At 56.8% G+C, this 20,385-nt stretch carries 16 protein-coding genes; 8 read left to right on the top strand and 8 right to left on the bottom strand.

The features are described 5' to 3' along the window. Positions 1–260 precede the first annotated feature (260 nt). On the top strand, positions 261–1,088 hold the full coding sequence (locus tag GSQ86_RS18495; protein ID WP_158751500.1) for a hypothetical protein: 828 nt from the start codon (positions 261–263) through the stop codon (positions 1,086–1,088). Positions 1,089–1,096: 8 nt separating this feature from the next. Here GSQ86_RS18495 and GSQ86_RS18490 read toward each other — a convergent pair whose 3' ends face one another. Beyond that, positions 1,097–1,270, bottom strand: coding sequence for a hypothetical protein (locus tag GSQ86_RS18490; protein ID WP_158751498.1), 174 nt, complete (start codon positions 1,268–1,270; stop codon positions 1,097–1,099). A 60-nt stretch (positions 1,271–1,330) separates the two neighbouring features. Here GSQ86_RS18490 and GSQ86_RS18485 point away from each other — a divergent pair, with 60 nt between their 5' ends. Then, positions 1,331–2,611 carry a glycosyltransferase gene (locus tag GSQ86_RS18485; protein ID WP_254062482.1) on the top strand — a complete coding sequence of 427 codons (1,281 nt, stop codon included), beginning with the start codon at positions 1,331–1,333 and terminating at the stop codon, positions 2,609–2,611. 239 nt (positions 2,612–2,850) lie between these two features. Next, a complete protein-coding gene (locus GSQ86_RS18480) occupies positions 2,851–6,060 on the top strand; it encodes a TonB-dependent receptor domain-containing protein (protein WP_158751496.1) in 3,210 nt (1,069 codons plus the stop codon). 168 nt (positions 6,061–6,228) lie between these two features. Here the strand turns inward: GSQ86_RS18480 and GSQ86_RS18475 are convergent, their stop codons facing one another. After that, the gene (locus GSQ86_RS18475; protein WP_158751494.1) at positions 6,229–6,816 is read right to left on the bottom strand and encodes an FmdE family protein; all 588 of its coding nucleotides are present in this window, start codon (positions 6,814–6,816) and stop codon (positions 6,229–6,231) included. A 65-nt stretch (positions 6,817–6,881) separates the two neighbouring features. Between GSQ86_RS18475 and GSQ86_RS18470 the strand changes: the two genes are divergently transcribed. Both GSQ86_RS18470 and GSQ86_RS18465 read left to right on the top strand, forming a co-directional pair. Beyond that, entirely contained in the window at positions 6,882–8,120 is a 1,239-nt protein-coding gene (locus GSQ86_RS18470) for an FAD-dependent oxidoreductase (RefSeq protein WP_158751492.1), read from the top strand. A gap of 5 nt (positions 8,121–8,125) precedes the next feature. After that, the gene (locus GSQ86_RS18465; RefSeq protein ID WP_158751491.1) at positions 8,126–8,605 is read left to right on the top strand and encodes a hypothetical protein; all 480 of its coding nucleotides are present in this window, start codon (positions 8,126–8,128) and stop codon (positions 8,603–8,605) included. A gap of 125 nt (positions 8,606–8,730) precedes the next feature. Here the strand turns inward: GSQ86_RS18465 and GSQ86_RS18460 are convergent, their stop codons facing one another. The 4 genes from GSQ86_RS18460 to GSQ86_RS18445 form a co-directional block, all read right to left on the bottom strand. Further along, a complete protein-coding gene (locus tag GSQ86_RS18460; protein WP_158751490.1) occupies positions 8,731–11,001 on the bottom strand; it encodes a TonB-dependent receptor in 2,271 nt (756 codons plus the stop codon). 72 nt (positions 11,002–11,073) lie between these two features. After that, a complete protein-coding gene (locus GSQ86_RS18455) occupies positions 11,074–11,439 on the bottom strand; it encodes a hypothetical protein (protein ID WP_158751488.1) in 366 nt (121 codons plus the stop codon). A gap of 79 nt (positions 11,440–11,518) precedes the next feature. Then, entirely contained in the window at positions 11,519–12,211 is a 693-nt protein-coding gene (locus tag GSQ86_RS18450; protein WP_254062481.1) for a hypothetical protein, read from the bottom strand. A 77-nt stretch (positions 12,212–12,288) separates the two neighbouring features. Then, positions 12,289–14,025: a glycoside hydrolase family 9 protein gene (locus GSQ86_RS18445; RefSeq protein ID WP_158751486.1), complete on the bottom strand. Its 1,737-nt coding sequence runs from the start codon at positions 14,023–14,025 to the stop codon at positions 12,289–12,291. A 117-nt stretch (positions 14,026–14,142) separates the two neighbouring features. On the opposite strand from GSQ86_RS18445, the gene GSQ86_RS18440 reads away from it, so the two are divergent. Genes GSQ86_RS18440 through GSQ86_RS18430 form a run of 3 tightly spaced genes read left to right on the top strand, consistent with a single transcriptional unit; the run spans position 14,143 to position 16,209 of the window. Then, positions 14,143–14,595: a hypothetical protein gene (locus tag GSQ86_RS18440; protein ID WP_158751485.1), complete on the top strand. Its 453-nt coding sequence runs from the start codon at positions 14,143–14,145 to the stop codon at positions 14,593–14,595. A gap of 40 nt (positions 14,596–14,635) precedes the next feature. Then, positions 14,636–15,580, top strand: a complete 945-nt coding sequence (locus GSQ86_RS18435; protein ID WP_158751483.1) for an isoaspartyl peptidase/L-asparaginase — start codon at positions 14,636–14,638, stop codon at positions 15,578–15,580. A gap of 17 nt (positions 15,581–15,597) precedes the next feature. Next, complete coding sequence (locus tag GSQ86_RS18430) at positions 15,598–16,209, top strand: nucleoside triphosphate pyrophosphatase (RefSeq protein WP_158751482.1); 612 nt, start codon at positions 15,598–15,600, stop codon at positions 16,207–16,209. Positions 16,210–16,214: 5 nt separating this feature from the next. Here GSQ86_RS18430 and GSQ86_RS18425 read toward each other — a convergent pair whose 3' ends face one another. Together GSQ86_RS18425 and GSQ86_RS18420 are read right to left on the bottom strand one after the other, a co-directional pair. Further along, a complete protein-coding gene (locus GSQ86_RS18425) occupies positions 16,215–16,553 on the bottom strand; it encodes a hypothetical protein (RefSeq protein ID WP_158751480.1) in 339 nt (112 codons plus the stop codon). Positions 16,554–16,571: 18 nt separating this feature from the next. Then, positions 16,572–19,922, bottom strand: a complete 3,351-nt coding sequence (locus tag GSQ86_RS18420; RefSeq protein WP_158751478.1) for a TonB-dependent receptor — start codon at positions 19,920–19,922, stop codon at positions 16,572–16,574. Positions 19,923–20,385 lie beyond the last annotated feature (463 nt).

Raw genomic sequence — 20,385 nt, 5'->3', positions numbered from 1 at the left:
CGCGAACGGCACCGTCGTCATGGAAACATGGGGATTCTCACTGCTCGGCGAAGCAGGCGGCGATCTGTGGTCGGAGTTCTGGCCCGATGTACGCGACAAATTTTTCCGCCGCCATCGCTCGGATTAGCCTTGAACATGGATCTCCCGGCAGAAAAACAGGCTCGTCCTGCGTCCAACACAATATGCGGCGATTGCGCGCTCTATTGGACATAACGGTCCTTCTTAAAACATTTCGTTGGACCGTAATCTTCGTTGTCGCCATGCCATCGCGTTCTGTCTATGGACAGCAGACGCTGCCGGATGCACCTCTCCCCGCTATAGAATTCGCCTCAGGCGCGACCCCTGAGAGCCAGAGCTTCCCCCCAGCCGCGTCTGAGAATCAGCCTCCAACACCACCAATCGTGATTCCATCCTCGCTGCCCACTTGCAAAGATATGCAGTCGAAGTCCGCGGCATCTCCACAAATGAGTTGCGGACCAAATTACAATCCATTCCAGAAATTCATTGACAATGCCGAGGCGCATCCCATGACGCCTCGCCAGAAGGCCATCCTCGCCACCAAGGATGTCTTCGATCCGTTCAACTTGCTTACCATCGGTGGTATTTCCGCCATTTCCGTGGCATCCGATTCTCACTCGGCCTATGGACCCGGCATGGAAGGATGGGCAAAACTCTCCGGCGTGTCATTCACGCAGGACATGACCAACGAATTCTTCGGAACATTCCTCATCCCGGCGATCGCGCACCAGGATCCGCACTACCATCGCATGCCCAATGCTTCATACACGCGCCGCATCGCGCACTGTATTTATCAGATCGCGTGGACGCAGGGAGATGATGGCGAGGGCATGTTCAACTACGCTACCGTCGTAGGCGGAATATTTGAAGAAGCCGTTGGCGATGCTTATGTTCCTTATCGTGACACAGGCTGGGCGGCCGCCAGCGCCCGCTATGGAACCGCCCTCGCCACTGATCCCATCGGCAACTTCATCACCGAGTTTGTGCCCGACCTGGCCCGTCACGTTAACTTCCACGCCGTATTCGTGCAACGCGTCATCAACCGCATTGCAGCCGAAGAAAGCCCGTAGAACTGTCCTTACCAGATGTATGAGATAGCGATCAACGCCATGCCCACCATCATGAGCGAATGCGCTCCGGGAACGAATATCCCAAGAATGAAAAGCGCCATGCCCAGCCTGTTTACGATAGTGGTGAACGAGTCGCAGTCTTTTTCTTTATGCCATGGCGTGTGCGCAGGAATGTTGTTCATAAAACCCTCTCTCTGACACCACAAGCATCGCATCAGACCACTGAGCGGCAGCAGTATGCTTTGTCAGCAAACGGAGATGACAGTTGTCATGCTCGCGCCAGCACCCTTCGCCGCAAGATGGACAGCCGTTTTTCTCAAAAGACCAGCAAAGGACATTTACACTCCCTTTGTATGTCCTTCCCGCCTCGCGTTGCGTATTTTCCCGATTCGTTCCACGAGATCAACGGCGTGGCCCATACCAGCCGGGAATTTGAGGCCTTTGTCCGGCGGCGCAACCTGCCGTTTTTGTGTGTTCGCGCCGGTAGACGCGCAGATCGCCTGCAAACAGAAGGCGCACTGACAACTCTCGAGCTTTCGCGCGGGCCGCTCTCCTTCGGCCTGGAAAAAGATCTGAGTTTCGATCTTGTTTTTTTCCGTCATCTGCCTCTCATCGCCCGAACTCTGCGGAGCTTCCGCCCCGACCTGATCCACATCACCGGACCCAGCGATTTCGGCATGATCGGAGCCTCGCTGGCCAACCATTACCACCTGCCTCTAGTGGCCTCCTGGCACACAAATGTTCACGAATATGCTGCCAAGCGATCGCAGAAATTTCTCAAGGTCTTGCCAGAGCGGCAAGCGATGTTAGCGGCTGAACAGATCGAACGCTCCAGCCTCTTTGCCAGCGCACAGTTCTATTCCATGGCTCGCGTGCTCTTTGCGCCGAATGAAGCGCTTTGCGAGCTGCTCGAGGACGTGACACGACGCCCCTGCAAGCTGATGCAGAGAGGAATCAACACAACGCAATTCTCACCTCAGTTTCGCAACCGGACGCCGGACGACACGGCATTTGTCCTCGGCTTCGTCGGTCGGCTGTCCGTCGAAAAGAATGTCGCCCTGCTCGTCCGCATCCGCGAGCAATTGCTGGCGGCGGGGATCAGCAATTTTCGCTTCCTCATCGTCGGCCACGGTGTACAGGAACCATGGCTGCGCCAGCACTTGCCCAACGCCGAATTTCCCGGCGTCTTACATGGCGAAGCGCTTTCCACCGCCTACGCGAACATGGATCTCTTCGTTTTTCCTTCCCACACTGACACCTTTGGCAACGTCGTCCTCGAAGCCTTATCCTCCGGTGTTCCCGCCGTCGTTACGCCCGACGGTGGCCCACGCTACATCGTTGAGGAGGGCAAAACCGGCTTCGTCGCCGACGATGAGAACTTCGCCAACACCATCCTTCACCTTATCGGTGATCCGGAGCCTCACAACCAGATGCGTGCCGCCGCCCGGGCCGTCGCGCTCAATGCTTCATGGGATTCGGTATTCGACAGCGTCTATGAGGCGTATACGCTGGCGCTGGCATAAGATACAGCCGAAGTTACAAATCGCTTTCGTTTCGGCGCTTGCCATCGCTGATAAACAGAATTTATGCGGGCCTGCGGCGTTTCATTTTTTCCTATCGACAATTCCCATTGTCGGTTTAGTATCTTCGACAATCCTCCGGTCATGAACTTGTGACAATCTGCATTTTCATGCGGAGAGAGGTTTTTCGGTCGTCCAGTTTTGGCCGGTTGTTGTGCTGCATTTTTCCGAAGGAGTGGTTTATGGCTATGACGCGCGGGGCGCTTTTGCGTCCTTTTCTTTACATCTGCTTACTATCTACGGCGATTTTATCGGGACGGCAAACACTGCTCGCCCAGGCAACCGCCAGCGGCAATATCTCAGGAGTGGTCACCGATCCCACCGGTGCAGCAGTTCCCAATGCTGCCGTAACCGTCACCAACACGGCCACTAACGCCGAACGCAGGACGGTGACAAGCGGGACCGGCGAATATCGCTTCGACCTGCTCTCGCCCGGCGCATATCAGCTTCAGGTGGAAGCCAGCGGCTTCAGTTCGGCACAAGTAAAGGGCTTGCAGGTGCTGGTCGGCGCGACAGCAACCATCAATGTGCCGATGACGACAGGACAGGTCTCCCAGACCGTCGAAGTTACGGCAAACAGTCAGCTTGTCGATACAGAGAAGACTGACGTCTCGACAACGGTCAGCACCAAGCAGATTGAAGATCTGCCTCTCAACGGTCGCGACTTTGCTAATCTGGCCATCCTCGCTCCCGGCGTCAAAATGGTCGATAGCTATGACCCGACCAAGAACCGCTATGCCGTCTATGCCGTGAATGGCTCTTCCGGCCGCAATACCAATACCACCGTCAACGGCATCGATAATAAGGACAACACCGTCGGCGGCGCCGTCATGCAGTTGCCCCTCGAAGCTGTGCAGGAGTTCAATATCAGCCCGAACCGCTTCTCTGCCGCAAACGGCAAGAGCGAAGGCGCAGCACTGAATGTGATCACCAAATCCGGCACCAACAAGTTCCACGGATCACTCTATGGCTTCTTCCGCACCCAGACCTTCCAGACCAACAACTACTTTGCTGAACAGGGTGATCAGTCAAAGCCCGACTACAGCCGTCAGCAATACGGCGGATCGTTTGGCGGTCCCATTCGCAAAGATAAGGACTTCGGCTTCTTCGCCTACGAAGGTCTGCGCGAGCGCTCCAGCATCTCCGTCAACCCCGATTCATATAACGAACTTGCACTTGCAGCCAGCAGTGGAGCTTTCTCTCCCGGCCCGCAGGTCTCTCACACAATTCCCACCCCGTATGACGACAAGCGCTACAACGGTCGCATCGATCACACCTTCAGTCCGAACGAAAGAGCTTTCTTCAGTTACACCGCGCAGGACAACAAAAGCAACAACGATCAGTCGACCTCGCAGAACGACTTGTCAGAAGGCAACTACACGATCAACGATCTGATCCTCACCAACTTCACGTTGAACTCCATTCTGTCGTCGAGCATTGTCAATAACTTCACTGCTGGCTTCCAGTATTGGAACAACCTCATCAACACCACGACGCAGACGCCTCTGATCACCTTCCCAGACGGCACCAGCTTCGGCACCAACGCCAACGTCCCGCAGAAATCGAGCCAGCACAAGTTCCAGTTCCGCGATGACTTCTCCTGGACACACGGTGCCCACACGCTGCGCGCTGGTGTGGACTTCATCTACGAACCTCAGGTCGGCGGATTCTTCGAGAACAACCCGACTCCTGAATTCGACTTCTTCGACACGCCCTCCAACATCCTTGGAAGCCCCGGCAAGTATCCTCAGGGCTTTGCCACGCCGGGCCTGGTGCAGGCCATGACGGGAACATCGGGCGATCCATCCTTCAACCTCTCTCCGAAGATGCTCGGCCTCTTCGTTCAGGACGATTGGAAGGTGACTCCCCGACTGCTTCTGAACCTCGGCATTCGTTATGACCGCGACATCGATACCTACGGCATCGACAAGCAGAAGAACAGCCGCACCGTACAGCAATTGATCGCCGCAGCAGCAACCGGCGTTCCAACTGTTCCCGCTGCGGGCAACCCCATTAATTTCCTCAGCGGCTATGTTCCTAACCTGGCCAACATCGGCGGTACCTATACGGGGTTGCCCAGCAATGACAATCTCGATATCAGCCCGCGCATCGGCTTCGCCTACGACGTATTCGGCAACGCTCGCGTCGTCGTTCGCGGAGGTTATGGCCTTTACTATGGCCAGACGTTCGAAAACATTCCGCTGTTCATGATTCAGCAGGCAAATAATCTGGTCTTCGCCAATACCTTCAGCATCTCCTGCAATGGTCCCGGCGACACCACCTGCTCCAGTGGAAACACAGTACCTGGTACAGATATCGTCCTGAGCAACTGGCGGTATGGAGTCGATCCCATGCCAGTCATTCCTCCTGCAACGCACGATCTGGCTCCGGGATCTACCGGACGACTCATGGATCCCCACTACCGCAATCCCTACACGCAGCAGATCAACTTTGGCTTGCAGGCCGCACCAAACGTGCATTCTGTAGTGGAAGTCGAATATGTGCAGGTGCGTAGCCTTCATGAAGACAAGACCGTCAACATCAACCCGCTCCGCTACTACAGCGACGGCTCCCGTCCCTTCTCCGCAGCTTTCACCGCAGCCGGCGTCCCGGTACTCGGCCGCATTGCTGACGAAGAATCGATTGGTCGTTCCTACTATGACGCCCTCAACCTGAGCTATCGTCAGCAAATGTGGAAGCGCATCACAGGCACTGCAAATTACACCTGGTCGAAGAGCCTGGCTTTCGAGGGTGCGGCGGCATCTTTCCGTAACACTGCTACGAATCCATTCCTTGGCCAATTCCGCCGCCAGGACTATGGGCGCTCGCCAAATGACGAAACCCACCACCTCACCGCTTCGGCGACTATCTCTCTTCCCTGGAAGATCGACATTTCGCCGCTGTTCCAGATCGGCTCGGGCCGTCCCGTGGACGTATTCTCTAGCAGCGACATATGGGGTGTGGGAAGTGGCCGCGGCAACGCTCACGCCATTATCCCCAAGGGCGGAAAGATGAATGACTTCGGCTCGCTCACTGCGCTCTTCAACGCCGACGGCAGTGCGTATAGCGGCACTTTCTACAAGAATTGCCTCTCAGCCGGAACCTGCGAGGAGGTTTCCTACGACACAACCGGCGGCCAGACCTTCGTAGAACTCGATGCCAGAATCGGCAAGACGATCACCTTCGGAGAAAGATACAACGTCAATCTTTTCTTCCAGAGCTTCGATCTTACGAACCGCGCTAACTTCGGACCGAACCTTCAGAGCAACATCAATTCGCTCGATGCGACCGATCCGTCATCCTTCCTGAAACCAACGAACTTCATCACACCCAGCAGCACTGTAACTCCGCAATCCTTCACCGGTGAATTTGGAGCGCGCTTCAGCTTCTAATTCATCCTCAGCCAGCAAAGCCCGCCATCATGGCGGGCTTTGTTATTTATCACTCTTCATTCAGGTAGAAGCACCGGGCTTTAGCCCGGTGAATAGGCGCACCGCTCTGGAGGGCTTTAGCCCTGGGCCTTTCTCCGTCTGAATTTGGACCTTAAAATGAAAACATCACTAGAGCGGCTGATAATAGCGCTCTTCCGGCGCAGCGCAGCTGAAGCAAAGATTCTGCCCATCCCGCCGCACGAAGCGGTCATAGTTAATGCCCTCACTACAGCGATCACAAACAATGCGCTCGCCCTTGTAACCGGGAAATTCCTTCGGCCCAATCACCACCCGTACCCACTGCTCATCGAAGAGATCGCCGTCGCTCATCTCGCGATAAGCCTTCATCTGCTGCTGGTTCTTGTTCTCTATCTCCGGATACATCTCGCGCGCCAGCGCCTTCGACGACTCTTTTGCTGCGATGCGGATCGCCTTATCCGCGGCGAGATCGACAAACGTCGCGGCCATCTTGCCCCAGTCGCGGAACTTCAACGCGCGCTTGCCCAGGCGACAGCCCGTCACCACTCCGATCGCATCCGTGGCGCAGCGGTCAATCTCGATATACGTCACCAGGCGCTTGCGGTCCTTACCGCGCGGCTCATCGATGCCAAGTCGCGCGCAGCCAAGCATGGCCATCCGGACGCCGAGAATCTGTCCGGCGCAAAGATGCCCATGAGCCACCTCCGCCTGCCTCAATAAGTCTTCAAACGCATCCATACATGTATCGTAGTCCTGTAAGTTTTAACCCTCTGGCGCAATGCTTGTATTTTCGAAGGAAAAGGATGCAGAAACGGGATAAAACAACATGCTGTGTTGCGGGCGGCGGCCCGGCAGGCGTCATGCTCGGCTACCTGCTGGCGCGTGCAGGCGTTCGCGTAACAGTGCTCGAAAAGCACAAAGATTTCTTCCGCGACTTCCGCGGCGACACCATTCATCCTTCGACGCTGGAACTGATGTATGAACTCGGTCTGCTCGACGAGTTCCTCAAGCTGCCTCATCAGGAACTTCACAGCGTCGGCGGCCAGTTCGGCGATTTCGCCTTTACCGCAGCCGATTTCTCTCACCTGCCCACACATTGCAAATTCATCGGCCTGATGCCGCAGTGGGACTTCCTGAATTTCCTCTCCGAGCACGGTAACAGGTTTACGACCTTCGACCTGCGCATGGAACACGAAGTGATTGGGCTTATAGAAGAGAGCGGCCGCGTGCAGGGAGTTCGCGTCAAGACGCCGCAAGGGGAAGCCGAAATCGAAGCCGATCTAACCGTAGGCTGCGATGGCCGCCATTCGATCGTCCGCGACACGGCAAAGTTCGACGTCATCGATCACGGCGCGCCCGTCGATGTGCTCTGGTTCCACATCAGCCGTCATCCCGACGATCCCTACCATTCATTGGGAAATATCGACTATGGCCAGATGCTCATCCTCATCAACCGCGAAGAATATTTTCAGGCTGGTCTCATCATCCGCAAGGGCATGTTCGACCAGATAAAGGCCGCGGGCATTCCCGCCTTCAGAGAATCGCTGCTGCAGGTCAGCCCGTTCCTCGGCAAACGCGTCGAAGAGATCAAGGACTGGGACCAGGTGAAGCTGCTTTCCATCCAGATCAACCGCCTGCGGCAGTGGTACAGAGATGGATTGCTCTGCATCGGAGACGCGGCTCACGCCATGTCGCCGGCCGGAGGCGTCGGCATCAACCTCGCAGTGCAGGATGCAGTTGCCGCGGCGAACATACTGGCTCAGCCGCTACGCCAGAAAGCGGTCACCCGCGATCTGCTGGCTCGCGTTCAGGAACGGCGCGAATTCCCGGTGCGCGTAATACAAGGCATGCAGGCACGGGCGCATAACGCCTCGTTAAATTTCCTTGGCAAGCCGGAGAAAGCCCATGCTCCGTGGCAGATGCGTGCGATTCTCAACCTGCCCGGCCTTCAGCGCATCATGGCGCGTGTCGTCGGACTCGGAGTTCGTCCCGAGCATATTCATTCTCCGCTCGACAAGTCCGCTATACGCGATACGATGTAGACCATATGCGTATCAAACCTTTGGCGGCTCTCGTGCTCCTGCTTGCGCTCTCGATTTCGGCTTCCAGCTACGCCGATAAGCTCAAGAACTTCTACATGGGCAGCGGTGGATATTCCGCCGAAGTGCATCGCGTCGTCCTGCTGACGCTTGCCAAAGACGGCACCGCGGTTCTGCAACAGAACTGGCACGAGAAAGACCCCGAAGTATGGCATGTCCATTGGACCCTTGACGGGAAAACGCTGGCGATCACCTTCGATACCGTTGAGGACAAACCGTCGCCGTCTCCCGCCACATTCACGCTCAAACACAACTCGCTCATCCCCGTGAAATGGGACAGCCAGTTCCTCGGCATCCTTGGACCGCCAACGCTCATGCCCTTCAGCACAGATAAGCAGGCGCCGGGCAGCGTCGCCGGTTGCAAGATGCTCGACTACAGCCAGCCCACCGGCTGTACACAATGGGATTCGCGCACCATCAAGAAATGATTCGCGCTCCATGCGCCGCCGCGCATGACTGTAAGACGCCGTCCTTCTGACGACCCTGAGCAACGCGAACGGAGGAAGAATCTCAAGCCAGGATGACTGGAGACTCTTCCCTCGGATGACGCTTACTAATAATGAAAGCGATAGCGAACTTCGCCATAAATCTGGCGAGGATCGTTATAGTGAAAGCCTCCAAAGGTAAGGCTGTTATCCAGCAATACCCGGTGGTCAGCGACGTTGAGTGATGTAACCGATACGGTTACATTTTCTCCGAATGTCTTTCCTGCCGTTAGATCGAAGGTCGTATGCTGTGGCAGATAGTTGCCCGGATACTGCTCATTCGGATCTCCATTACTGAAGCCCGACCCGTAATAAACATTTGTTGATGCGAAGACGCGCCACGGCAATGAAACGTCGTAGCCTACGTTAAGAGTGTTGCGCTGATCATGATCGAGCGGCGAATAGCTGAAATCCGCCTCGCAGTCCGGTGAGCTTATAGGCGCGCAGACCAGCCCTCCCGTAATCGCTCCCCGCTGCTCGGCAATCTGGTTTGAGTACGCCAGGTGCGCCTGTCCATAACGCCAGAGACGCGGCGAGCGCAGCGTCAGCTCCCATCCGCGAATCAGCGCTCCATCGATCGTGACAGGATAATAGAGGCTCGATTCGCCGACATTGCTGTGATCGAGAAAGTTCTTCGCGCGTGTACGGAATGTATCGGCGTCCAGCAGCCATCCACGAAAGGGAATCTGCACTCCAAACTGGTGCTCTTCATCCCGTTCGCCATGCAACGGCTCGAATGCGGTATTTTGCGAATTCGCATATCCAAGAATCGGCCCTGTCGCCGTGAGGAGCGGAGGCGGCTGGTAATAGTGGCCATAGAATCCGCGGAAGACCCAATTAAGCTTCGGTATCTGCACCGCAGCGCCCACACGCGGGCTTGTCGCCTTCTCCGTAAAATCGCCTCGAAACCACGACTGGCGCAATCCGCCAATCAGCGTAAGCCAGGGTGTGATTTTGTAATTGTCAGAGATGAATTCTTCTACCAGCCCGCCGCTCGCCGCATCGGGAGTCGAAAAATTTTCGAAGCTTCCATCGTTGAAGATGCTTCCGAACAGATAACTGTCATGCTGACCAAACGAGTAGATGCCCGCCTGAATGTTATTGCTGGCAATCTCGGTGCTGATCGATCCCTGCACTCCGCCGTAGTTCGAAGCTCGATCACTGGTCGTGGCTACAGGAAAGTCATATGGCTTTGGTTCATAGTTGGCGCTGTTGTAGTGGTAGAACGGCGAAATCTGTAACAGTGTCGATGTGTTGAATGTGTGAACCCACGAGAATGTCGTCAGTCCATCGGTCTCATGCTGGCCATCGCGCAACCCGCTTGAGTCATATTCCTGATTCTCCCAGCTGTTAGGGTCCGGATCATACGGAACCTGAAAGTAGTCGGTCCGCAACTGGGTGATAAGACGAAACTGATCCTGCGGAGTGCGGTTGTAAATGAATGAAGCAAAGCCGCCGTAACCATTCACAGCATCGTGATACACCTGCGAGATAGGCGGCTGCAATCCATAGTTGCTGCGGTTGCCGTTAAGACTGCCGTAATATGCAAACTTTTCGCTGTGGCTGCCAAAGTTGAGCTGGTCATTGGTCTGGTAGAAGTTGCCAGCGCTCAAAACAAGCTCAGCCTGGTTGTTGCCGGCGAAACCCGTGCGTGGCACCACATTGAAAACGCCATAGGTGCGATCGCCCACATCGGCGTTATAGCTCCCACGCTGCGCTTCAAGGTAATCGATATCCTTGGGATCAATCTGCGCGCCGAGGTTGCTTCCAATGTTGGTGTTGGGAATCTGAACGCCATCAATCAGCCAGCTCACCTGGTGACCGCCGCGCATATGCAGCATGTCATGCGTTTCATACGAACCCGGAACATAGTCCGTGATCATTTCAAAGCCGTTCGTGCGGCTCGCTCCAGGCGTGCGGGCAATATCTTCGCGGCTGACCAAAGTTGTAGGAGTCACCGTATCGACATTGGCAGTCTGCGCTTCCGCCGTAACCACAGCGGATTGCTGAACACCCGCAACCGAAAGCTCGAAATGCAGAAGCGGTGACGCGCCCGAAGCAACGGTGATGTGTTGTTCGAGAGCACTGAAGCCCGATTGCCGGATCGTGACCAGATAATCGCCCGCCGGAATAGCAGCAAAACGGAAAGCCCCGTCATTGTTCGTCTGTATCTGCTGCGAAAAATCAGAAGTAGCCGACTTAAGAACAACCTGCGCTCCCGAAATCGGTCGATGCTGCGGATCATGCACGATGCCTTCCACCTGTCCAAAGACACTGGCATGTGCCTGCAAACTCAAAAACAGGCAGGCAAAAAGAAAAAGCAATGCAGTTCTGCGCATACGGCAGAAACCTCCTCTATGTGGCTGGAGAATTCTCAGGAACTCCGCGAATCGGAGTTCGGATACTGGCAGCTACAGAAAGAAGAAGACGGGAGGTCCGCGCTTCTGGCGCGAGCGATCGAATGAGATGCGGTACTGTGCGGCTATCTGTGCATGAACTGACGGATGGCTGACCAGTCCGGCGAATACCGCTTCGTTCGGAGCCGGAGTAAAAGCCGTCAGATGCACGATCGCCGGAGCTTCCGGGGCATACGGACACCGCTGAGCGATCATCCTGGTTCCGTTGTCCTTGGCATCTCCGTCCGATTCTACGCAGTGATGCCTGCCTCCACGACGGCAGCAGGCGGGCACAGCAGCTTCCGCATCCGGCGCGAAGAAAGGCGTCAGAAGTGAGAAGCTGAAGAGCAGCAACAACGAGATGGCGAGCGAGCGTCGCACACCAACAGTGTAGCCGAACGCGACGACAGCTCAAACCAGACGATGAAAGTTCATGTGCATTGCATCGCAGAAATGGACGCTAATTTCCCGTGTCGCTGTCGTCGCCGTCTTCTACCAGCACCGACGACTGACCCACGAGATCGTAGCTGACCTGCTCCGATCCAGTAGCCTGAAAAGTAATGCGCAGCGGCTCGCGCTGCCATGCGGAAGGAGCGCACGCCGGTGTTGGATGGTCAGCAACATCCCACGCCTTGAGCTTTTTCGACAGCACTGGCTTCCGCGCGGCTATCTGCGCCACCACCGCAAACAACTGCTTGCCGCTGGCATTCAGACCGCAGTAAGCCGCATAGTCGCGAAACCACACAACGCTCGACACCGCCGGATCATAATCAGGCAGCTTGATCGGAGTAATGTGTCCGCTGGCCCGGTCGATCAGCAGCCACGGACCGCGCTGCCAGACCCAATGCTCTTTTTTTTCTGTGGGGAGGGCATCATTGAGCCGGATCGCGCGGCGCACCGCGAAGCTGCGATCCGTCACATCGTGAACTTCTCCGGTCGTCCACTCTTTTACCTTTGCATCCACCACCAGCGGACGCACCCGCAGTTCCGTCTCACCCTGCGCTGCACCAGCCGGATCGCCGGCGACAGAGTACGGCACCGTCTTCACTGCTCCCAATCCCACTGCGTGTGACTTGGCAGGAGCAGCAAATAAGGAACCACGCAGGGCAATCGTCAGCATAAGAATAGAAAGCCCCGCGCGCTTACGTTCCATGCACTTCAGCGTAGGACGTCGCACCCTGCAATACAAGCCTCCGCCACGCTCCAGGCGTTACGAAGGTGACTTGACGGCTAAAGACTATTCGCCGCAGCGAGAAGAAACACCAGTGGCGCGTTCCAGTTGATCGCAATCTCATTCATCGAATACGCTCCCGAGTCATCGACATACATTCGCATCGGCGGTGCCATCGCCAGCGTCTTCGCCACGGGGTCAGCCGGTCGCCGGTTCGGTCCGCCCGACAGAAGCCCCGGCCACGGCGCAGTGATACCGTCGGCCGCGCTGGGACGGTGATGCGGATGCTGGAACGATCGCGTGCCCACCTGCGTCACCCACGAGAGCGAGAAGCAGTTGCGCCCCAGCAGATAGTGCAGATTGTTGAGCGCCGCATGTACAAAAGAGCTGTCTGGATGAAAATGGTTCGCTACCAGCAGCAGCAGCGCTTGGTTTCCCGCCACGCCGTTCGATCCCCAAACGTAATCCGTCTCTGTCAGCGTATTGTCGTAACCGTTACTGTTACTATTTGCAACCAGACTCTCCGCCGCTTTCACCGTAGCCTGCTGAATGGCGCTTCGCAGCCCCGCCGCATCTTTCCTTTCGGAAAGAGCATAGCTCCAATAGCCAAGCGGCGATACACCGCTCCAGTCCGGAGCGGCAATCTTGATCTCATCGCCCTTGCCGGCCGCCGAAGCAAAGAACTTCTCATATTCATCATCGCCGGTGGTGCGCCAGAGCTCACCCGCAGCCCACAACATCTCATCGGCGCAATCCGTATCGCCATATTCGCCCGTGCCCACATCCGGCGGATTATGAAAAGTCACATCAGGGTGCTTTACGCTCCACGCCCACGCTTTTCGCGCCGCATCCAGGCAGCGCTTCGCGTACTCCGAATCGTAAGAACCGTAACAGCGCGCAGCCACCGCCATCACTGCTGCGAAATCGGCGCTCGCGCAAGTACCCTTGTACGCTGGCTCGCCAGTTCCAATCACGTAGCTGGTAAGCGTATCCGCCTGCGGCATAATGAAGCCGCAGAACTGCAGGCTCGTCTGCTTGTGCCAGACGCCGCCGTCGTCATCCTGCAGCGTCAGAATCCAGTCCAGATTCCAGCGAATCTCCGCAAGATAATCCGGCAGCTTCCCGCCTGACTCTGGAATCTGCAATCCCAGAGTTTTCAGCACAGGCTGATACAACTCCCACGCCCACAGCAGCGTCGCTGTGCTCACAGCAGCGTTCACGATATACCGGCCATAATCCCCCGCATCATGCCATCCGCCATGGTTTTGCAGCGCTCCGCTCTTTCCGGAAGACGCATGATAGCCCGCAGACATATGGCATGCCGGATGCGCATAGCCTCCGCCCAGATCGACCGCGCAGCCGCAACGCTGGCCATAATATGAGCGCATCGCAAGCCGTAGCGCATCGTGATACACATCGCGCCCAATCTGGAAGGCATCCGATCGCTCGCCGGTATCAAGTTCGAGCACATAGCTTCCCGGCTTTGTCAGCGCAGAAAAATCCACACTTCGCAGCGTGTCTCCGGAAGCCGCATCCGCGCGAGCCTCTCCAAGCTTCCCTTGCAGCGCAACCGCATTCTTCGCCGAGCGGATGACAAACGAAGCAGCGTTGCCGCGCACGCTCGCCATCTTCGGCTGCGACGGCAGATACCCAAGCTGGTTCAAGGCTATCGTTCCGGCAAGCGCATTCTGATCAGGCGCGGCCACCGCCATCCGGCTAGAAAGAAACGTCGTCCCCACGGCGGCAGCTGCAAGAGAACGGGCAGAAGAAAGAAGAAAATCCCGGCGACGCATCATCGGCTACATTCTCACACAATTTGCCTTCATCTCGTCCCGCTCCTCTTATGTTGCGAAAAACAACGCCCGAAAAGGAAACCATACCCACGCAGACAGAATCGAGATACAGTAGCGGCGATGAGAAAACAATGGCCCTGGTGGTTATTCTCTATCCTGGTGCTTGTCATTTTGCTTTATCCGGAAAAGTTGACGGTAGTCCCCGCATACCACGTCAAGCTGGTAGACCAGTTCGGTAAGCCAATGGCCGACACCGCCGTAAGCGAACTGTGGCAGCAGGCCTCCGCCGAGCGCTCAGAGCATCTTGAACAGATCATGACCGACGCGCAGGGCGAAACCGACCTGCCACAGCGCACTCTGCGCGCGCCACTGGCCGAGCGTCTTCTCGGCTGCTTTGCCTATCACAGCCGCGAAGGCATGGAGTCTCCATGCGGCAATCACTACACCATCGGCGCGGCTGGCGACCTCAAAGAGCTGGACCGCAGCGAAACCATCTCCGGCATTCTTAAACGGAAACACTCCCTCACCATTACCGTAAAGCGCTGCGATATCAACGAACCCGCCCTCTGTTAAGCCTCTGCCACGCCTCTCCGATACAATCAGAAGTTCGCCTATGCCACGCACACCAATTTTGCTCGTTCACGGAGGAGCCTGGGCCATTCCCGACGACATGGTCGAGGCCCATCAGCGCGGCGTCTCCAACGCGCTCTCTGCCGGCTACGCCCAGCTCCAGAAAGGCGCGTCCGCCGTCGACGCAGTCGAGGCAGCCGTCTCCGTACTCGAAGACGACGACACCTTCGACGCCGGACGCGGCAGCTTCCTCACCCGCGATGGCCGCGTCCAGCTCGACGCGCTCCTGATGGATGGCGGCAGTATGCGCGCCGGAGGCGTCGCCTGCGTCGAGCGGCTGCGCAATCCCATTCAGGCGGCGCGGCTCGTCCTCGACAAAAGCCCGCACGTCTACTTCGTCGGCCAGGGAGCCGAAGAATTCGCGCAGCAGCACGGCATGGAGCTGATCGACAACGGGGAATTAGTGCTCGAACGCGAGCAGCGCCGCCTCGAAGATGCACAGGCCAAGGAACGCGCCGGCCTTCCCGACCTCACCTTCGCAGGCGACGACAAATCTCCGGAAACCGCGGCCGAGCTCGCCTCACACGATACCGTCGGCGCCGTCGCCCTCGACGCGAAAGGCAACATCGCCGCCGCCACTTCTACCGGAGGCACCCTGAACAAGGCCCCCGGCCGCGTCGGCGACTCGTCGCTCATTGGTTGCGGCTGCTATGCCGATAACTCCAGTGCCGCCGTCTCGCTTACCGGATGGGGCGAGCCGATCATGAAGCTGGTACTGGGCAAATGGGCCGTCGATCGCGTGCAGCTGGGCCGCTCGCCGGAGCAGGTCGCTCCCGACGCCATGGCCTATCTCCACAAGCGCCTCGGCGGACACGGCGGCATCATCCTGCTCGCTCCTGATGGCCGCTTCGGCATCGCACATAATACGCCGCGCATGGCCTGGGGCATCTGCGATGCGCAGGGACCGCGCACCGGCATCCATCTTTAAGGACTGTAATTTTTTCTATGCTCGTACTTGCTTCCTCATCGCCGCGCCGTAAAGAGCTGCTTACGACAGCCGGATTCAGCTTCCGCATTCACGCCTCAGCCATCCCCGAGGAGCTTCGCTTCACCGAAGACCCCATCGCCTTCGCCACCAGGCTCGCGCGGGAAAAGGCCGAAGCCGTTTACTCCGAGCTCCATATGCTCGACTTGCCCGATGATCCTTTGATCGTCCTCGGAGCCGACACTATCGTCGTCTCACCTGAAAAAGAAATCCTCGGCAAGCCCAAGGATGCTAACGACGCCGCGCGCATGCTCCGCCTGCTCTCCGGTCAGACGCATTCCGTCGTCACCGGTGTCGCGGTCGTCTCTCGCGACGGCAAAGAGATCGCCTCGGAGCTGACCTACGTCACCATGTCCACCCTCTCCGAAGTCGAGATCGATACCTACATCAACACTGGCGAACCCATGGACAAGGCTGGAGCCTACGGCATCCAGGGATACGCCTCACTCTGGATCCCGCGCATTCACGGCTGCTACTTCAACGTCGTCGGCCTGCCTCTGGCCCTCGTCAACAGAATGCTCGAAGGCACTGAAGCGCGCCTGCGCAAAGAAGCAACCACCATCAGCAATTAGATTTTTTATTTCGAAAAATGGCCGTCGTATCCCACAGTCACCGTCACAGCCCAATCATAGCCGTCATTCTGACGACCAACGGAAGGAAGAATCTCAAACCATGACGGCTCTAGGCTCTTAGTCCGCAGCTCGAAACAACAGCCACCTGCACAGAACAAATCGCCCGCCGTAGCCACAGTCAACGTCACTGCCCAATCATCGCCGTCATTCTGACGACCAAAGGGAGGAAGAATCTCAAACCATGACAGCTCTAGGCTCTTAGCCCGCAGCTCGAAATAACAATTACAAGCAACAAAAAAGGAAGAATCCCAGCCGAGCAAACTCGGCTGAAACTCTTCCTTCATTTCTAACTGCCATCCAGCTTAGAAGTACAACTTCAAAGCCAGCTGCAGAATACGCGGATCGCGATACGAGGTGACCTTGCCAAACGTCCCCGACGTATACGACGTGCTGATGAGATCAGGATTCGTGTGGTTCAAAGTATTGAATGATTCCGCACGGAACTGCATATGAAAGCGGTCGTTGAACTTAATGTTCTTGAACAGTGAAAGATCGGCGCGCCACAGTCCCGGCCCGCGCACGCTGCCCGGATGCTCATCACCCGGCCGGGCGCCCGTAGGACAAGTCGTGACACCACCCACCGTCGGACACACCTGGGCATAAGCCGCCGTATTGAACCAGGGCTGAATGCCATTGTTGTTATGGATCGGCCCGCTTGCAGCGCTGGCCATGTTCGGATTCCCTACAAGGTCAGGCCGCCCGCTGACTGAGCTGCTGCCGTCGAGCACTCCCTGCCCTGCAGGATCGTTCAGCACTCCAGTGACGGTATACGGCAATCCGGAATAGGAATTGATGATGCCCGAGAACTCCCATCCTCCCAGCACATGCCCAACAAAACCGGACTGCGCTTGGAAGAACGGCAGATCATAGACGAAATTCGCATTGAAGATATTTGTCCGGTCATAGCGCGCCGGGCCATACTCCGCCTTCAGATCGTAAGTGTTCTGCGCCGGAGAAGTATCGTTGAACGCAGTCGTCATCGCCTTCGACCACGTGTAATTCAGATTCAGGAGCGAATTCGCGCCGAAACGCTTCTGCAACGCCACTTGCATGCCGTTGTAGTTCGACGTAAAGCTCGTGATCTGATCGTTGATCGAGTCATATCCCTGGTACGGGCGAATATAGTTCAACTGCTGCGTTGTCTTGCCGCGCGTCGGCGGCCCGGTTACTCCATAAGGAGCCAGCGCCGTCACATACGCGCCCGGAAGCGGCTGGTTCAGATCCACTTCACCCAGCAGATGCGTGCCGATCGCTCCGTAGTAGCCAATGTCTAGCAGCCACTGCGAAGGGAACTGCTGCTGCACGTCCAGGTTGTACTCCTGCGTATACGGCGTATGCCATTTCGGAGCCACCGCGGCAAGCGCGGCGGGATAATTCGATACCTTCGCCTCCCCGCTCGGACTGTCCAGAGGACTCGGCCCAAGTGACAGGCTCGTCACGAACGGCGGGTTGGTGAAGACATTGATCTCATAACGGCTGACTGCCGACGAATCAAAGAACATACCGTAGCCGCCGCGGACAGACATCGTGCCGTGGCCCTTCGGATCCCAGGCAAAGCCCACACGGGGAGCGAAGCTGAGATTGTTCTGCTGATTGATCGCATCCCCATAACGCGATCCATTGCCGCCGACGATAATACCGTTCAGGTTCGCACTGGCGCCGGCGGCTGCAAATTGACCGGTAGTAGGATCGATCGCCGGAGCGCTGCTGGGGTCAAATACTGAAGGATCGAAGTTCGTCAGGTGTCCCTTCGCATCCGTAGGCTGGCGGAAGAGCGAGTAGCGCAAGCCGTAGGTGAGGGTCAGGTTGGGTCGTGCCTGGAAGGTATCCTCCCCATACATTTCCCACTGTTGCTGGCGAATCACAGCGCGAAAATCCTGAGACGCCTGGGTAAAGGAGCTGGTATTGCCGGTCAGGAAATTGGCCCACTCCTGGTATTCGCTGTTGCTGCCACTCGGGGCTGTCGTTGGAAAAGCAAAAGAGCCTTGATTACCAGACGCCGAGTTCTCATCCTTCTGGTACCAGTGATATGTCACGCCAAATTTCGTCGAGTGACGCCCGAAAACCTTCGAGAGATGATCGAAGCCATTATTGTCGTCGTTAAAGTCGCGATACTGGCCGCGATCCGAAATGCCGGAGAAATAGGTGAATCCCAGCGTAGGAGCGACATTCAGTGAAGAAGCATAGGGAAGACTGATGGCGGAAAGAATATCGGGAGAATTCGCTCCCGCCGTGAGGCCAATTGGTGTGCTCAAAATGCCGCCGTGGGAATAGTTGTAGCCGGCATCGTTGATGAGGGTCGGCGAAAACGCATTCGTAGCGTGAATCGAGACGATGCGCCCCGGCGAGTTGGTCGACGACGTCGAAACACCCGGTAATGCGCTTCCAATGAACAAGCCGCCCGGTTCGGTCGTTGGAATCGTATCGTTTTCAAACCGACCGAAAATCCTGAATTTTGGGCTGAATACCTGGTCAATGCGCACAATTTCCTGGTGCATATTGAAGATATTCAGGCCATTCGAGGTCAGGGTGCAGGCTCCCGTGCAATTCGGATCATCAGGCTTCGGTAGCTTGTTGAAGATATCGGTCAGGTACGCCTGTGCCGCAGGCGAGAATTGAGTCACCTGGTAGCCCGTCTGCAGACAGGTCTGGTTCGCCCCAGGCGCACTCCAAAGCACGCAGACAGGAGTCGGAGACGCCGACAGGTCGCCCGCCAGCTCCGCCGTACTCGGCACGTCCGCAAGAAAATTCGTATGCGTCACGACGCGCCGTGCCTCTTCCGAAAAGAAAAAGAAAGTATGGTCGCGCCAGATCGGGCCGCCCACCGTCCCGCCAAAGTCGTTATATCGCAGCGACGGAATCGGAATGTTATGCCGATTGTTCAGGTAGGTATTCGCATCGAGCACGTCGTTGCGGAAGAACTCATACAGATCGCCGTGAAACTGATTCGTACCGGCATTGGTAATCACATTGATCTGTCCGCTCGAGCTGCGGCCAAACTCAGCGTTGTAATTGCTGCGTTGTACAGAGAATTCTGCGATCGAGTCAATGCTGGGATAAGCCAGTAGCGTCAGATTCGCGCCGCGATCCACGTTATCCGCGCCATCGATATTCCAGGTGTTCTGCGTAGGACGGCTGCCGTTGATCGAAAAATTGATCTGGTTCGAGGTGCCCACCGGATTGCTGGCGCCCACATACAACTGGTCGGAAGCCAATCCAGTCGAAACGCCGGGCATGAGCGAAACCAGCTGCTCATAATTGCGCGTATTCAGCGAAAGCTCCTGGATCTGCCTTCCGCTGATGACCGTCTGCGCCTGCGCGCTCTGTAAATCCACTTGCAGGGCAGAAGCGCTCACGCTCACCGTCTGCTGCTCGCTGCCCGGCTCAAGAGTGATATCCGCCGTAAGGTTCTGGCCCACATCCAGCTTGATATCGGTGCGTTCCACCTTCTTGAAGCCCGGAGCCTCCACGGCAACCGAGTAGCCGCCCACTGGAAGAAACGGCGCGGTATATTGTCCGGCAGCGTTCGTCTTCCCGCTAAAGACAACAGCATTCTGGTTCGCATTGGTAATCGTGACAGAAGCGCCGGAAACCACGGCTCCCGACGAATCCCTTACTGTGCCGGTGATCGTGCCTGAGATGTTCTGGCCCACAAGGGGGGAACACAGGAGAATGAGCAGGGTGACCAGACAACTGGCTGTCTGTACACATCTGGAAACGCATACACGCGTCTTCCATGAACATCGGAGCATGTGCATTTATGGGGCCTCTCAAATAGGGTGATTTGCGCGCTTCGCGCCGCCTTACAGACAGCCGGCGCTTGCCGATCGATCCAGCGCGCCGGTATATAAATTAGTCAACATCATCCGCAAACTTTACTCATTGCGCAAGTACAAAATTTAAGTTTCATTAACAGATAAGCTACCTCCTCAACAACACCTGAACTTGGGTTCTTCCAGCGCTTCCTTGCAGCCGCTTCTCGGCCCTCCGGACCGCGGTACAAAACCAGCAGGGCCGAACATCCGTCCCATTCACCCCCAACGATTCCCGTCTGAACACCAATTTTCCCCATTCAGCCGAAGTCGTTTCTTCAATCCCTTCCGAGAGCCTATGCTG

Source organism: Acidobacterium sp. S8 (assembly GCF_009765985.1).
Classification (GTDB): Bacteria; Acidobacteriota; Terriglobia; order Terriglobales; family Acidobacteriaceae; genus Alloacidobacterium.
The sequence above is the reverse complement of the archived record's forward strand: the minus strand, read 5'-3'. Positions and strand labels throughout refer to the sequence as shown.